Raw genomic sequence first — 15,227 nt, forward strand, 5'->3', positions numbered from 1 at the left:
GTCTTCTATAGTCTTATTCTGGATAGGTTTATGTATTTAAATTTATAACATTTCCAGAAAAAAAAGGTTTTTCCAATCATGAAAGATGAAAGCATGATTTCCGGAATATTCAAATACTTTTTAAATTAGCAGTAAAATAACAGCATATGAAACTCAGCGAAGGAGCAAAAGATCTCCGGAAAATCATAGAAAAGGCTATAGAAGACCATAAAATCAGCAAAGCCGAATACGATATGATCATTCACCAGGCAACGGTAGACGGCAATATTGACCGCCAGGAACAGGCCCTGCTGAGTGAATTGCAGGAAATGATCGCAGATAAGACGATTAAGCTGGTGCCGTAGTTCGGCTTACAAAGAGATCGTCATTGCGAACCCCGATTCCTGCGGGGTGAAGCAATCTGCCTGCACGGGCAGAACGCAGAACAAGGGCAGTTTTCAGTATTTGGTATTCAGTGTTGCAGTGTTCGGTCAGGGACGATAGGGACCTTAGGGACTATAGGAATGCATCCAGTCACCAGTCACCAGTCACCAGTCACCCTTGGCCGCCGAAGCTTCAGCGAAGGAGGCAATCACCACTGCAGACTCTGACAGGTCCTGCCGGACTCTGTCAGGTCAATCGTAAATCGCCTATATCGTAAATCGTTACCTTATTTCTTCATTACTTTGTAAACCGTTCTATTCTCCCCCGCATCAATCATCAGGTAATACGCTCCGGGTTGACCGGTTAAATTCATCTTCATATACCGGCTGTTATGGAACTGTTCTTTTCTGATGACTTTCCCTTCATTCGTTAGCAGGGTAATTACAGCATTCTCATAAGTCTTTGCCGCATCAATCGTTACAAATTCCCCGGCCGGATTCGGATAAACCAGCACTCGGTTGTTTGCCTGGCCTGGCAAACCGGTAAGAATAACTTCATAGGCTTCAGAAGTATCAACACAAACCCCCTCTGAAACGATTACAGCATATAGGCCATTTGATATGGCTGTAAATTCGGGATTAATAGCTCCGGTTATCGGAGTATTCCCGTTTCCTGCATCAATCCACTGGTACATTCCGCCTTCCTGCAATGAAGTGAGTACGGCCTGATCCTGGATAATCCCTGTATTCACGTGGTCAACGGACAGATTAACCGTAATGATGCTGTCACATCCGCAGCCTGAGACAAGGGTATCCTTATATTGACCATCCTGTTTCCAGACCTGAGTTCCCCCGGGCGATATCATGCTGTCACATACCGTCAGCACGAGTTGAGAAAATGAATTATGATTAATTGTAAGATTTATGTTTAAAATGCTGTCTACTGCCTGGTATCCTTTCACTGTATCCGCATAAACACCCGGAGTTTTCCATATATAATTTCCACTGGGTGAAATCATACTGTCGCAGGCTACCAGGTTCTTATTGTAAACTTCATGGACATCCGGAAAGTATTCAAAAAGTTCCATTCCGGAAGTGGCATCCGTGGCCTGGAAACATATCCGGTCATCGAAAACTATTAGTCCCGATGGTGATGAACTTTCAACACCCGGATAAATATCGGCCGCCAGGGTGGGTTTGATTCCGTCAAATTGCCACAGCTCGCGACCATGTATGCCATCATCGGCACTAAAAAACAAAATGCCGTTTCTTATGACCGGAGATAGTGGCCAGGAAGATGATGTCCCTTTAAAAAGATCAAAAACCAATTCAGTTGTACCCGTGCTGTCCACCTTCCACCATTCGGTGCCGTGCAGGCTGTCATCTGCGGTGAAATATAAATAATTATCAAAAACTATATAATTATCGATATTGGAAGAATGTGGCCCGGGATAAATGTCATCCACCAGCTGAGGAATATTATCCGTACCCAGGCTCCATAGTTCACTGCCATGAATTCCGTCGTTGACAAGGAATAGAAGCCGGCCTTTGAAAACAATGAATTTTGAAAGATTCGTGCCGAGGGCTTCAGTGCCATAGGCGCCAGGATTGAAATTTGTAATCCTTTCTGCAGGATTAAACCCATCGGTCATCCAGAGTTCAGGGCCTGCTGAATCAATGTCGGTAAAATAAACCCGGCCGTTATAACCTGTTAAGTGATAGGCCTGTCGCACCGGCGTAAACGCTACCGGTTTTTGATTGGGTTTATATTTCCACATCCGGTTGACACCTGTGCTATCCTGTGCTGTAAAAAATAAGCTATGCTCATATGAATACAGGTTATCAGGGGTTGATTTAAACTTAACCAGTTCTGTATCCGGAGCCTTAAAAGTTCCTTCACGGTAATTGTATCCATAAAGATTGTACAGATGAAACCCCATATTATCAAAACTTCCATGATATCCAAAATATACAGTGCTATCCAGTTCAACTAATTCGGAAATATCATAAAAACTTTCAACCCAGCTAGCTTCTTGTCCGTCATAGGCAAGCAGACTACAAAAGGTCTTGCCACATGAGCCTACATAGAATATACTCTTCATTAAATTTTGCATACTGGTACTCGCATACCCATAAAATCCCGGTGCCTTTACAGGTGTATTGAGACCATCATAAACCATAAATCGTGGACTGTAATGGATAGTGCTTGTGAAATAAAGTTTGTTATTGAGAACTATTAAATTCTCCGGGGTCGATCCGAGTGTTTGCCGGCATATTTTTGCAACTAAAAATGGTTGGCTGCTTCCGTCAAACTTATAGATTTCATTATTATTGCCGTAATAAAACGCATGGTTAAAGATTTGTATGAACCCACTTTTATCAGGCAGGCTTTGGGATCCAAAGGCATAAGTTTGAGTGACTTCACCTGTAGTTGAAAGTTTGAAGACTTTCTTGGTTACCTCATCGGTTATATATAAATCACTATCAATTTGTCCAAGGAATGAATATGCCCATTCTGAAGAATGTCCGGGAAATTTTACCGGTTCATTTAAGTTATCAAAACTCCAGACAGATGTAAAATCATTGTATGTTGCAGTAAAGTACAGTTTGTTATTAAAATTGATTAATTCATCAACGCCCTGGAATTTTTCAATCTTGCTTAAATTTGTACCGTCGAACACCCATAGATAGGGATCAACATTACGGTCAAAATACATGGTATCATTAATAATGATCCGATCATCTATAAACTTAGGTATGCGGCCAATTTTCTCAGGTGCCTGAATGCCGTCCGATTTCCAGAGTGTATACCAGTCTTGAGCACTGTCAGGCGAAGTAAAATACATGGAATTCTTCATTATGAAGGCGAAATTGACCGTTTTCAGGTATTGGTCTGATACCATTAAAAGTGAATCTTTTACATCCAGGGTCCATAATGCGCTGTCGGCCCACACTTTAAAGTATAACCTGTGATTCAATTCACCCAGGAATGAAACATCTCTGGTAAGAGAGGGCTTAACTTGTTTCAGATTTATGCCGTCATATAACCAAAAACAGGATGAATTGGCCTTTGTCTGCTCCCAGCATAGAATCTTATTATTAAAACAATAAACGGGCTGATGCAGACCTGATTTAACTTTTTCCGGTGTATGAATGCCATCGCAAAAGAACCACTGCCCATCAGTGTCAAAATACATCAAATCATTGTAAATAAAAGGAGTCCCGAAAAACTTAAGCTCTTCATGACGTACTGCTTTGTCAGATCGATCAATTGCCCATAAACTGTTATTATATATCGCATCATCCGCACGAAAATACAACTTGTCACGAAAAATGAATGGTGCTCTCGGATGGGCCTGTCCGGGAGTAGTATCAAAATCCGCAACCAGTCTGACCTTTTGGGCTTTAAGATTTATGGCAACAAATACCAGGATAAGGCAAAACAGGGATTTTACAGGGAAGAAGAGAATTTTTACTGGCATAAATTAGTTTTTGGGTATACTAATATATAAAACAGCTCATTAAATGATTTGGAATTTTGACAAATGGCTCAATATCAGTGGTATTTGGTGTATTTTGTTTGAAGTTTGAGGTTAGTTCAGAGTTTTAGGGTTCAGTGGTTTAGGGTTCAGTGGTTTAGGGTTCAGTGGTTCAGAGTTTAAAAGTTCAGGGACCTTAGGGACATTAGGGACTATAGGGATGCATCCAGAATCCTGCATCTAGTATCCAATCACCAGTCACCAGTCACCAGTCACCAGTCACCAGTCATCAATCACAGGTCTGAGCTTGTCGAAGACCTGGTTGTTCTCTGTTATGATCCCGGTGGCCGAGCTTGCCGAGGCCGGCTTGTCGAAGACCAGGTTGCTCTCTGTTATGATCCCGGTGGCCGAGCTTGCCGAGGCCATCTTGTCGAAGATCCTCCTGAAATCCTAAATTGTAAAGACTCTGACAGTTCCTGCCGGACTCTGTCAGGTCAATCGTAAATCGTAAATCGCTAAATCGTAAATCGTAAAGACTCTGACAGGTCCTTCCGGACTCTGTCAGGTCAATCGTAAATCGCAAATCGCTAAATCGTATATCGTAAATATTTTATCCTGAACAGGGCAGTAGTAACACCCCACGCCAGTATCGCCCCTATCATTGCCCCGCAGATCACATCTATGGGAAAGTGGACGCCTAAGTATATGCGGCTGAAGGATACTATGGCAGCCCAAATCAACATTCCGGCCGTGACCCATTTAAATTTAAATAACCGGGAAATAAAAACAGCGAGTGCAAATGAATTCGCTGCATGCCCTGATACAAACCCATACGAACTGCGGCAGTAGTTATGCACCAGGTGAACCAGGTGGCCTATTTCGGGATCTTTGCACGGCCTGTATCGCTTTACATTGTTCTTCAGCAGGTTCGCGACCTGGTCGCTCAGTGTGATCAGAACCACAACGGCAAGCAGTATCCAGAGGCTTTTCAACCTGTATTTCCGGATTATAAAAAAGAGCAGGACGGCATAAAGCGGTATCCATTCCAACTTACCGGAAACGAAATACATCAAACTATCGAGGAAAGGCGTATTGTGGCCGTTTATCCACAACAACCACTGCTTATCCAGGTGAATAAGCGAATCAATCATCTGAAGGAGTATTGAGTTCCTTCCAGAGCATATCCTTAAGTTTCTGAAGATTCAGTCCGGTTGTGGATGAAATAAACACAAAAGGAATGTCGGGAAGATCCTTTTTCATTTCAGCCATAAGCTCGTCATCAGCCAGGTCGCATTTGGTTATGGCAAGCACTCTTTTCTTATCAAGGAGTTCGGGATTGAATTCCTTTAGTTCATTAAGCAGGATGTCATACTCTTTTGCAATGTTCTTTGAATCGGCCGGGATCATGAAAAGCAGGATGGCATTTCTTTCAATATGCCGGAGGAACCGCAATCCAAGTCCCCTCCCCTCATGCGCTCCTTCAATGATACCGGGTATATCGGCCATAACGAACGAGCGCGAATCGCGATATTGAACAATGCCGAGATTGGGTACAAGGGTTGTGAAAGGATAATCGGCAATCTTGGGTTTGGCAGCCGAAACAACCGAAAGCAGCGTGGATTTACCTGCATTGGGAAAACCAACCAACCCGACATCGGCAAGTATTTTCAGTTCCAGTGTGAAATATCCTTCAACTGAAGGCTCACCCGGCTGAGCATAGCGGGGAGTCTGGTTTGTGGCCGATTTGAAATGCGTGTTGCCCAATCCGCCTTTACCGCCTTTTGCCAGAATATGCTCCTCGTCTTCGTGTGTAATTTCAAACAGAAACTCGCTGGTTTCAGCATTCCGGGCGATTGTGCCAAGAGGAACTTCAATGACAACATCCTTTCCGTCAGCACCTGTTGAGTTTGCCCTCAGACCGTCCTCACCGTTACCGGCGAAAATGTGCTTCTGATAACGCAGGTGAAGCAGGGTCCAGAGCTGGTGGTTGCCCCTGAGAATGATATGTCCGCCCCTGCCGCCGTCACCGCCGTCAGGACCACCTTTCGGAACAAACTTCTCTCTCCGCAGGTGGGCTGAACCCTTGCCTCCCCGGCCCGACCGGCAGAAAATCTTTATGTAGTCTACGAAGTTTGATTCCATTTTTGATGTTTGAACAGATCGTCATTGCGAGCCCCGGTTCCTACGGGGCGAAGCAATCTGCCAGCACAGGCAGCTCCTCGCAACGACGGCTACACCTCCTCAATCGCCCCGCACAACCTTGCAAAAATATCTTCAATTGTGCCCATGCCATTTACTGCTTTGTATTTTCCCTGTGCATTATAGTAGTCGATAACCGGTGATGTTTCACGGTTGTAAACGGCTATGCGGTTTTCAATTACGTTGATATCCTGGTCATCGGCCCTGCCTGAAACCTTGCCTCTTCCCAGGAGACGGTTCACCAGTTCCTGTTTTTCAACGTCAAGTGCCAGCATTACAGTAATCGCCGTGTTCTTCTTTTTAAGAAGATTGTCGAGTGCGGATGCCTGTGCTTTTGTTCTCGGGAAACCGTCAAATATAAAGCCATTCGCATTTTTATTCTGGTCGAGCTTTACTTCGATCATGCCAATAACCACTTCGTCCGGAACAAGTTCGCCACGGTCCATAAATTTCTTGGCTTCAAGTCCTAACGGTGATTTTGCAGCCAGTTCACCTCTTAAAATATCTCCGGTTGAAAGGTGCACCAGTTTATATTTTTCAAGAAGGCTTACAGCCTGAGTTCCTTTTCCTGCCCCCGGAGGGCCGAATAAAACAAGATTAAGCATGATTTGTATAATGAATTATGGTTTATGAATTCTACTCACTGAGCTTGTATATCCCTCGCAGATTCCGTCCGTATCCTTCGTAATCAAGGCCGTATCCTACAACAAAATCCTTTGGAATGCTGAAGCCTACGTAGTCTATTTTGATGTCTCTTGTATACAGTTCGGGCTTGAGCAATAAGGTAGCCACATAGATCTGCTTGGGCATGAAACCTTTTATCTGCTGGATAATGCTTTCTATAGTAACACCAGTATCAATAATATCTTCAATAATCACAACGGTTTTATCCTTAAGGACTTCATTGATACCGATCAGCCTTTTTACATTACCGGTACTTACTGTTCCCTTGTAAGAAGTAAGTTTAACAAATGATACCTGGGTATTGAAATTGATCTTCCTGAGCAAATCGGAAGCGAACATGAAGGCCCCATTCAGAATGCCGATGAAAATAACTTCTTCATTTTTCAGATCTGAATTGATGCGGTCGGCCATATTTTGTACTTCCGCCTGGATTTTTTCCGGCGGTAGAAACAGTTGGAATTCCTTATCCAGTATTGTAATTTTGAACATAAACCGATTTCAATAAATCGTCGCAAGATACGAATAATTGAATTAAATTAGACCTGAAATTAAAATTTGGACTATGACGCCTTTGGTAAGTATCATTATGGGAAGCACTTCTGACCTCCCGGTTATGGAAGCTGCTGTTAAGTTTCTGGATGAACTTGAAATTCCGTTTGAAATTAATGCACTTTCAGCACACCGTACTCCCGAAGAAGTTGAAAAGTTTGCCAAAAATGCCTCCGACAGGGGTATAAAAGTAATAATTGCCGCTGCCGGTATGGCCGCCCATCTTCCGGGGGTCATCGCCTCAATGACCACACTGCCTGTAATAGGCGTTCCCATAAAAGCATCACTCGAAGGATTGGATTCACTCCTTGCCATAGTTCAGATGCCTCCGGGTATCCCGGTTGCAACAGTGGGTATCAATGCCTCGCTCAATGCCGGTATACTGGCCGCCCAGATGATCGCCCTGCATGATGAAAAGGTGGCCGGCGCTGTAAGGAAATATAAAGAAGGTCTTAAGAAGAAAATTGTTTCGGCAAACGAGGAATTATCCAAACTCAGTTATAAGCATAAGGTTGGTTAATTGATATAAACCGTTATTTACCGTTACAGCAGATTTGAAGGCAGGAATATATATTTCCTGGCTTGTGCTGGTTTTGTATTCAATGACCGGCCGGGCGCAAAATGTCTTTTACCCCGATGAAGATCTGCATTTTTCAAACCGGGTAACCCATTTGCCTGCCCAGTGGTCGCTTTCATACAATCCAGCAAACCTGGCCGGAATCGATAAAGCTTTTTTCGGTATTTATTGCAGGAATTTATACCGGATTGAGGGACTGAATGCAGCCGCATTCGGGTGTGCCGTACCATTCGGGCAAGACGTTTTTGAATTTTCAGCGTACAGTGTGGGATTTCATGAAATGCATGAAAACCGGTTCGGCTTGTCATACGCCAAAAAATTAACCAGCTGGCTGCAGGCAGGAATAGGCTTGCACCTGGACCGGCTTAACCAGCCCGCAGGATATAATGACTTATACGCTGTTGTGCCCTCTGCCGGAGTCCGGTTTTACCCGGTGAAAAATATGGTAACTGCTTTCTCAGTGTACAACCCGGCCAATCAGACTTACAGACCCGTAGGTTATGCCATCCTGCCTTCACACTATTCTTTTTCATCCGGATACCAGTTAGGGGATGAATTCTTTATCGGGCTTCTTGCGGGTAAAACTGCAGGCCAACCTCTTCACTATTCAGCAATTACTGAAATTGTTCCTGCAAAAAACCTGTATTGCGCTATTCAAATTCATTTTAACCGCATACCGGCATATACCGTTGAAGGGGGGTATATCTCCGGCCGACTTGCAGCGGTTTTCGGGTTCTCGTACCAACCGGTAGGCGGCTGGAGCCCGTCACTGAATTTGATGTATTCTGTAAGGTAATCCCGGTTAAGAAATCTGTGAATTCCAGTACCCTGAAATTCTACAGATTCTAGATCGGGATAGAACTGCCTAAATCAAATTTTAATGCTATTTTTGCGATTCACTTTAATATCTGATAGGTTAAAATGTCTGATCAGCGCAGTGTTGCGATTATCGGAAGCGGCAGCTGGGCAACTGCCATCGCCAAAATTTTGCTGAATAATGTTACTCAGTTAAACTGGTTTATCCGCTCACAGGAAACCATTGACCACTTTCTCAAATTTCATCATAACCCGAAATACATCAGTGATATTGAATTTGATACAAGCCGGATACGGTTTTTTAATTCAATTGAAGAAACAATCAATAGTTCCGATATCCTGATTTTTGCGGTTCCTGCTCCTTTTCTTAAAGAGGTGTTGTCGGGATGTACTATTGATTTTGGTGAGAAGCATATCATTTCGGCTATTAAAGGGATTGTCCCTGTTGAAAATCTCACAGTTGCCGAATTCTTTAACCAGAAGTATGGCGTTCCTTTCAGGAATATCAGCATCATAGCCGGACCATGTCACGCTGAAGAAATTGCGCTCGAGAGACTGTCCTATCTGACCCTTGCTTCAGCCACAAAAGAACAATCAGAGGAACTTGCCGGACTCCTGCGTTGCCATTTTGTGAAGGTTATGTCTTCAAAAGACATTTACGGTACCGAGTATGCTGCTGTTTTAAAGAATATCATCTCTATTGCGGCAGGAATCTGCCATGGACTGGGATATGGCGATAATTTCCAGGCAGTGCTTATATCCAATGCCATGCTGGAGATCAAGAGATTTCTTGTAAAAACCTATAAAAGCAAACGAAAGTTCCTCAGCTCGCCCTACCTGGGCGACGTTTTGGTTACCGCTTATTCTCAATTCAGCCGTAACCGTACATTCGGAATGATGATTGGCAAAGGTTACTCGGTAAAATCCGCTCAGCTTGAAATGAATATGATAGCCGAGGGTTATTATGCCGTAGCCTGCATCCGCGAAATGAATAAGGAATTCGGGGTGAACATGCCGATAACAGATGCTGTTTATCATATTCTGTATGATAAGGTATCACCTGCACTTGAAATAAAACTTTTAACTGAAAAACTCAAATAACCAAACTGTCATGGAAGCGTTGAAAATTGATATCAGCAAAGTATTCGGATTTGTACCCAAAACCGATATTTATAAAATGGAAGGCAAAGCCATTGAATCGGTAAAAGCCCTGGAACAGAAAACCGGAAAGGGAAACGATTTCCTTGGCTGGGTAAACCTGCCTTCTTCCATATCGGATGCTGATTTAAAAGATATAGAAAAAACATGCGCCAAAATCAGGAAAAAGGTGGAAGCTGTTGTTGTTATCGGTATCGGCGGCTCATACCTGGGTACCCGGGCTGTTTCCGAAGCTCTGTCTCCTGTGTTCTTTCATCTTAAAGCAAGTCGTAAGAACCCGGTGCTGCTTTATGCCGGCCATAATATCGGTGAAGACTACCTGAACGAATTGATGGACCTTCTTAATGATATGAAATATGCCATTGTTGTGATTTCAAAGTCGGGAACGACAACGGAACCTGCAATCGCATTCCGGATTCTCAAAAATCACCTCGAAAAGAAAGAAGGGAAGGAAGCAGCAAAAGAACTTATTATTGCCATTACCGATGCGAAAAAAGGGGCATTACGGACTACAGCCACGCAGGAAGGCTATAAAACATACGTTATTCCTGATGATGTAGGAGGCCGCTATTCGGTTCTTACCCCGGTGGGATTGGTTCCGCTTGCCCTTGGCGGAGTTGATATCCGTGCTCTTGTTAAGGGTGCCGCTGATATGGAAAAATTGACCGCTTCTTCGGTTGAATTCGCGAAAAATCCTGCCTGTATATACGCTGCTGCGCGCTATATGCTTTATCGTTCAGGGAAAAAAATAGAGATCCTTGCTAATTTTGAAAATAAACTTCACTTCCTGGCTGAATGGTGGAAACAACTTTACGGTGAAAGCGAAGGTAAAGAAGGCAAAGGCATATTTCCCGCCAGTGTTGACCTTTCCGCTGATCTCCATTCAATGGGACAGTACATCCAGGAAGGTGAACGCATTCTCATGGAAACCGTTATATCCATAAGTGAACCGGCCACAAAACTGGCCATTCCCAAAGAGAAAGCGGATCTCGACGGACTGAATTATATCGCCGGAAAACGGATTGATTCTGTTAATAAAATGGCTGAACTCGGAACTGCACTGGCTCATGTGGATGGCGGAGTCCCCAATATCCACATCGAAATCCCCAAATTGAACGAGTACTACCTTGGCCAGATCATGTACTTTTTTGAAAAAGCCTGTGGAATAAGCGGTTATCTCCTGGGAGTTAATCCCTTTGACCAACCGGGCGTGGAAGCCTACAAGAAAAACATGTTTGCGCTTCTCGAAAAACCGGGTTTTGAGGCTGAAACTAAGAAAATTAAAAGCAGAATTTAAGTAACAATTCCTGCATAATTTTCGTATAAAAAGTAAGATTTATCTGTTTCCGTTAAAGTTTAGCACGATTTTTGTATTAAAACAGGTATATCTGGTTTTGCTATATTTTTAAGTTTGCCGCTAAATCTACAGACCTTGAATTACTTAGCTCACATATACCTGTCGGGCGCCAATGAAGAAGTATTGGTAGGAAACTTCATTGGGGATTACGTAAAAGGTTTTGAGCTTGGAAAGTATAGTGAATCCATGAAAAAGGGAATCATGCTGCACAGGCATATTGATTCTTACACCGATACCAACCAGATTGTAAAGCGCAGCAAAGTCCGTCTTATAGAGAAATACCGGAAGTACTCCGGTATTATAATCGATATTTTTTACGATCACTTTCTTGTAAATGCATGGCCGGCATATTGCCATCAGCCCATTGAAGATTTCATTTTCAATGTTCATGATGTGCTTTCAAAGCACCTGGATGTATTGCCCGAAGCTGTCAGGTTATTCCTTCCTTCTTTTATAAGGAATAACTGGATTCAGAAATATTCAACTGTTGAAGGGATTGAGGATGTGCTGCACCGTATGTCGAGCCGCACCACGCTTCCCGAAGAAACAGAATATGCAATCAAGGTGCTGCGCGATGATTATGAAAAATTTGAATCTGAATTCTCCGCTTTCTTTCCCTCACTGATCAGCTTTGTCGAGAAATCCTTCGGCATCATGCTCGATCACGAGGAATGCAACCAGGACAATATTTCGTTGATTTCCTAGGCTATTAGGCTATTAGGCTATTAGGCTATTAGGCTATTGGGCTATTAACTCAAGTTGATAGGGCTAATAGCCTAATAGCCTAACAGCCTACTTCGTATACTTCGACCTCACCGAATCCAGCCTTACCAAAATAAATAGCAGCAGCGTAAAGGCCAGCATGGATGAACCGCCGTAACTGAAAAACGGGAGCGGAATACCGATAACGGGAAATAACCCGATCGTCATGCTGATATTGATGGCAAAATGGAAGAATAATATCGAAACCACTCCGTATCCATAAATACGTGCAAACTGCGATCGCTGTCGTTCCGCCAGGAAGAGAATCCTGATCAGCAAGCCGCAATACAGCAGAATGGCAATGGTTGTACCTATAAAACCCCATTCCTCACCTACCGTGCAAAATATAAAGTCGGTGCTCTGTTCGGGAACAAAATCGAGTTTTGTCTGCGTCCCTTTAAGATAGCCTTTGCCCAGAAAACCGCCGGAACCAATTGCAATCTTCGACTGGTTGAGGTTATATCCCACGTTTCTTACATCGGTTTCCTTACCCAGCAAAATATTCACACGGGTTTGCTGGTGTGGCTGCAAAATATTGTGAAATACATAATCTACAGTAAACGTGAATCCAATGAAGCCATACAGAAGAATCATAATCATGATCACATTTTTGATCCTCCTGGCAAAACATACAATCACAAAACCGATTGATCCTGCTATCAAGGCACCCAACAATTCTTTGTAAACTTCTATCTTGTAGCCCATTACCGGTAATATCCGGTGAATGCCATACCACAGTCCGGCAAGTAACACTCCTGAGATGACAGCCATTCGTGTCCTGTTGTTCGTTATGGCGAACATGGCAAGGGCAAGAATGATAAGAGCTATCAGCACGGTTGTATTGGGAAGCAATAGTGTGGCCAGAAACAACACTGTAATAAACAATGAAATGGCAAGGATCCAACCCGGCATACCTTCGCGGTACATCACAAGGATAAAGCAGGTGAATACCATCGCTGTTCCCGCATCAGGCTGAAGAATAATGAGCATCACCGGTAATCCGAGAAGCAATGCCATAACCGACATGGATTTCCACGTCCATAACCGTACATTGTATCCTCCCAGGTATTTGGCAATCGCCAGTGCGGTGGCAATTTTCACAAACTCGGCAGGCTGAAGATTGAATCCCATGATCCTGATCCACGACTGTGAGTTGTTAACCCTCACGCCGATTCCCAGAACTGCCAGCAGCAGCAAAATCGCAATGCCGTAAAAGACGTAGGCGAAGTAGTGGAAAAAGCGGTGGTCAATGGCAAACAGCACTATGATCATCAGGAAGGAAACTATGATCCACAGCAATTGGTCGCCGTAATTCATATGTATGTTGAAGATGGATGTGAATTGCTCATTGTATGATGAGGCAAATACATTCATCCAGCCGAATATCACCAGCGCCAGGTATAAAAATACTGTCGTCCAGTCGATTTGTTCGGTTATATTGAGTTTATCAATCATTGGCTTCACAACAGATTTCCATTTAACATCCTGTCTTCAAGAGGTTTCCGCCTAGGGGATATCTTGCCTTTCAGGTATTTTTCAATTAACAGACTTGCTATGGGCGCCGCATAGGTTGCACCCCACATACCGTGTTCAACATATACGGCAATGGCAATTTGAGGATGATCTTTAGGCGCAAAAGCAATGAATACCGAATGGTCTTTCCCGTGCGGGTTTTGCGCGGTACCGGTCTTTCCGCAAACCGCAATACTGTCGATACGCGCAATTGTAGCCGTACCGCCCGGACCTCCGTTAACGGCCATATACATACCCTGGGCAACCAGGTTGAAATTAGCCGTATCAATGTTGATGATGTGCTTTTGCGTGAAACGGTGCTCAATGGTATCCAGTCCTTCGATACTTTTTATTGTATGGGGAATGATGTAATAGCCGCGGTTTGCTATAATGGCAGCCTCATTGGCCATTTGTAAGGGAGTAACCAGCAACTCGCCCTGACCTATTGAAAGCGAAATAGTGGTCAGTGCACTCCAGTGGTTCTTTCCAAAGTATTTATCATAGTATGTGGCAGGTGCCACATTGCCCCTGAGTTCATTGGTGAAATCGCTTTTCAGCCTGTTCCCTATCCCGAATTCCTTTACATGCTCATACCAGGCATCGTAAGCCTCCTCGGCATTTTTATATTTCGGATTTTCGATGATCCTCCGGTATACATTACAGAAATAAGCATTGCATGAATGCTGAATCCCCTCGATGAGGTTAAGCGGACTCCTGTGATCATGGCACCCCACCGTGCGGCTTCCGTAATGATACCCTCTGGAACAGGAGAAAGAAGATTCTTTTGTAATAACGCCTTCCTGCAGGCCTATAAGCGCCTGTATCGGCTTAAATGTTGATCCCGGGGGATAATTAGCCATAAGAGCCCTGTTGAACAGGGGCTTTAAAATCGTGTCGCGCTCAAGGATCTTGTAATTGTTAGTTCTATCGCGCCCCACAAGCAGCGCCGGATCATAGGTGGGTGCTGAAACCAGTGCCAGCACTTCGCCGGTTGAGGGTTCGATGGCGACTATGCTTCCCTTGTAATTTTTCATCAGCCTTTCGCCATATTCCTGCAGATCCTCATCGATCGTGCAGGTTAGGTCCCTCCCAACAATGGCGTCCTTATCATACCGGCCGTCCTGGTAAGGGCCTTTAACCCTTCCATGAACATCTACAAGCAGAACCTCCTGGCCTTTTTCACCTTTCAGTTCCTCCTCGTAATATCCCTCGATTCCGCTGATGCCTATGTAATCGCCCATTACATAAGACTTTTTGCGCTCAATAAGTTTTTCATCCACTTCACCGACATAGCCGAACAGGTGAGAAGCCAGTGGTTTTGTGTATTTCCTCAGGGTGCGCGACCTCACATAAAACCCCGGGTATTTGAACATTTTTTCCTGCAGAACAGCATACTGCTCAGGCGAAATCTGTTTAATGAAAGGTTCACGGCGGTAACGCGGAAGCTTTGCCCTTGCTATACCTGCCCTGAGCCTGTCCATTCCAATATTCAGAATCCGGCAAAACTCAGTGCTGTCGAAAGGCCTTAGCTCATAGGGTGCAATCATCAGGTCATACGAAGGCTGATTATACACCATGAGTTTCCCTTTGCGATCATAAATCAAACCCCTTGCGGGATAGAGGATTTCGATACGCTGTGAATTATTTTCTGCTGATAATTTATAACTCGAATCGATCACCTGGATGTAAAACAGGCGTATGACCAATGCAAGTGCAGCCATCAGAAAAATAATGGCTATGATATTTCTGCGCGAGGCAAACTGATCCATTTC

At 43.9% G+C, this 15,227-nt stretch carries 14 protein-coding genes; 6 read left to right on the forward strand and 8 right to left on the reverse strand.

The annotated features are described in order from the left end of the window. Nucleotides 1-146: 146 nt before the first annotated feature. On the forward strand, nt 147-344 hold the full coding sequence (locus tag VK179_05785; protein ID HLO58230.1) for a hypothetical protein: 198 nt from the start codon (nt 147-149) through the stop codon (nt 342-344). Between the two features lie 305 nt (nt 345-649). On the opposite strand, the gene VK179_05790 is transcribed toward VK179_05785, so the two are convergent. The 6 genes from VK179_05790 to hpt all read right to left on the reverse strand — a co-directional run bounded on the left by VK179_05790 (nt 650) and on the right by hpt (nt 7,213). Then, nucleotides 650-3,844, reverse strand: coding sequence for a T9SS type A sorting domain-containing protein (locus VK179_05790; protein ID HLO58231.1), 3,195 nt, complete (start codon nt 3,842-3,844; stop codon nt 650-652). A gap of 276 nt (nt 3,845-4,120) precedes the next feature. After that, a complete protein-coding gene (locus VK179_05795) occupies nt 4,121-4,267 on the reverse strand; it encodes a hypothetical protein (protein HLO58232.1) in 147 nt (48 codons plus the stop codon). A 161-nt stretch (nt 4,268-4,428) separates the two neighbouring features. Further along, a complete protein-coding gene (locus tag VK179_05800; GenBank protein ID HLO58233.1) occupies nt 4,429-4,992 on the reverse strand; it encodes a phosphatase PAP2 family protein in 564 nt (187 codons plus the stop codon). Continuing rightward, nucleotides 4,985-5,983, reverse strand: a complete 999-nt coding sequence (gene obgE, locus VK179_05805) for a GTPase ObgE (protein HLO58234.1) — start codon at nt 5,981-5,983, stop codon at nt 4,985-4,987. Before obgE ends, VK179_05800 begins: the two co-directional genes overlap by 8 nt. Nucleotides 5,984-6,072: 89 nt before the next feature. After that, the gene (locus tag VK179_05810) at nt 6,073-6,645 is read right to left on the reverse strand and encodes an adenylate kinase (protein ID HLO58235.1); all 573 of its coding nucleotides are present in this window, start codon (nt 6,643-6,645) and stop codon (nt 6,073-6,075) included. Between the two features lie 31 nt (nt 6,646-6,676). Then, nucleotides 6,677-7,213 carry a hypoxanthine phosphoribosyltransferase gene (hpt, locus tag VK179_05815; protein ID HLO58236.1) on the reverse strand — a complete coding sequence of 179 codons (537 nt, stop codon included), beginning with the start codon at nt 7,211-7,213 and terminating at the stop codon, nt 6,677-6,679. A 73-nt stretch (nt 7,214-7,286) separates the two neighbouring features. Here hpt and purE point away from each other — a divergent pair, with 73 nt between their 5' ends. The 5 genes from purE to VK179_05840 all read left to right on the forward strand — a co-directional run bounded on the left by purE (nt 7,287) and on the right by VK179_05840 (nt 11,886). Continuing rightward, nucleotides 7,287-7,793 (forward strand): 5-(carboxyamino)imidazole ribonucleotide mutase, encoded by a 507-nt coding sequence (purE, locus tag VK179_05820; GenBank protein ID HLO58237.1) that lies wholly within the window; start codon nt 7,287-7,289, stop codon nt 7,791-7,793. A 34-nt stretch (nt 7,794-7,827) separates the two neighbouring features. Continuing rightward, entirely contained in the window at nt 7,828-8,646 is an 819-nt protein-coding gene (locus VK179_05825) for a hypothetical protein (protein HLO58238.1), read from the forward strand. A gap of 125 nt (nt 8,647-8,771) precedes the next feature. Beyond that, nucleotides 8,772-9,767: an NAD(P)H-dependent glycerol-3-phosphate dehydrogenase gene (locus VK179_05830; protein ID HLO58239.1), complete on the forward strand. Its 996-nt coding sequence runs from the start codon at nt 8,772-8,774 to the stop codon at nt 9,765-9,767. A 10-nt stretch (nt 9,768-9,777) separates the two neighbouring features. Further along, entirely contained in the window at nt 9,778-11,121 is a 1,344-nt protein-coding gene (locus tag VK179_05835; protein HLO58240.1) for a glucose-6-phosphate isomerase, read from the forward strand. A gap of 135 nt (nt 11,122-11,256) precedes the next feature. After that, nucleotides 11,257-11,886: an ACP phosphodiesterase gene (locus tag VK179_05840; GenBank protein ID HLO58241.1), complete on the forward strand. Its 630-nt coding sequence runs from the start codon at nt 11,257-11,259 to the stop codon at nt 11,884-11,886. 87 nt (nt 11,887-11,973) lie between these two features. On the opposite strand, the gene rodA is transcribed toward VK179_05840, so the two are convergent. Together rodA and mrdA are read right to left on the reverse strand one after the other, a co-directional pair. Beyond that, nucleotides 11,974-13,398, reverse strand: coding sequence for a rod shape-determining protein RodA (rodA, locus tag VK179_05845; protein ID HLO58242.1), 1,425 nt, complete (start codon nt 13,396-13,398; stop codon nt 11,974-11,976). Nucleotides 13,399-13,403: 5 nt separating this feature from the next. Next, nucleotides 13,404-15,224 carry a penicillin-binding protein 2 gene (gene mrdA / locus VK179_05850; GenBank protein ID HLO58243.1) on the reverse strand — a complete coding sequence of 607 codons (1,821 nt, stop codon included), beginning with the start codon at nt 15,222-15,224 and terminating at the stop codon, nt 13,404-13,406. Nucleotides 15,225-15,227 lie beyond the last annotated feature (3 nt).

Source organism: Bacteroidales bacterium (genome assembly GCA_035299085.1).
Classification (GTDB): domain Bacteria; phylum Bacteroidota; class Bacteroidia; order Bacteroidales; family UBA10428; genus UBA5072.

Excerpts from the sequence above, each read along its gene's own strand:
- VK179_05785 (HLO58230.1), top strand. The coding sequence starts at position 147 with ATGAAACTCAGCGAAGGAGCAAAAGATCTCCGGAAAATCATAGAAAAG.
- VK179_05790 (HLO58231.1), bottom strand. The coding sequence starts at position 3,844 with ATGCCAGTAAAAATTCTCTTCTTCCCTGTAAAATCCCTGTTTTGCCTT.
- VK179_05795 (HLO58232.1), bottom strand. The coding sequence starts at position 4,267 with ATGGCCTCGGCAAGCTCGGCCACCGGGATCATAACAGAGAGCAACCTG.
- VK179_05800 (HLO58233.1), bottom strand. The coding sequence starts at position 4,992 with ATGATTGATTCGCTTATTCACCTGGATAAGCAGTGGTTGTTGTGGATA.
- obgE (HLO58234.1), bottom strand. The coding sequence starts at position 5,983 with ATGGAATCAAACTTCGTAGACTACATAAAGATTTTCTGCCGGTCGGGC.
- VK179_05810 (HLO58235.1), bottom strand. The coding sequence starts at position 6,645 with ATGCTTAATCTTGTTTTATTCGGCCCTCCGGGGGCAGGAAAAGGAACT.
- hpt (HLO58236.1), bottom strand. The coding sequence starts at position 7,213 with ATGTTCAAAATTACAATACTGGATAAGGAATTCCAACTGTTTCTACCG.
- purE (HLO58237.1), top strand. The coding sequence starts at position 7,287 with ATGACGCCTTTGGTAAGTATCATTATGGGAAGCACTTCTGACCTCCCG.
- VK179_05830 (HLO58239.1), top strand. The coding sequence starts at position 8,772 with ATGTCTGATCAGCGCAGTGTTGCGATTATCGGAAGCGGCAGCTGGGCA.
- VK179_05835 (HLO58240.1), top strand. The coding sequence starts at position 9,778 with ATGGAAGCGTTGAAAATTGATATCAGCAAAGTATTCGGATTTGTACCC.
- rodA (HLO58242.1), bottom strand. The coding sequence starts at position 13,398 with ATGATTGATAAACTCAATATAACCGAACAAATCGACTGGACGACAGTA.
- mrdA (HLO58243.1), bottom strand. The coding sequence starts at position 15,224 with ATGGATCAGTTTGCCTCGCGCAGAAATATCATAGCCATTATTTTTCTG.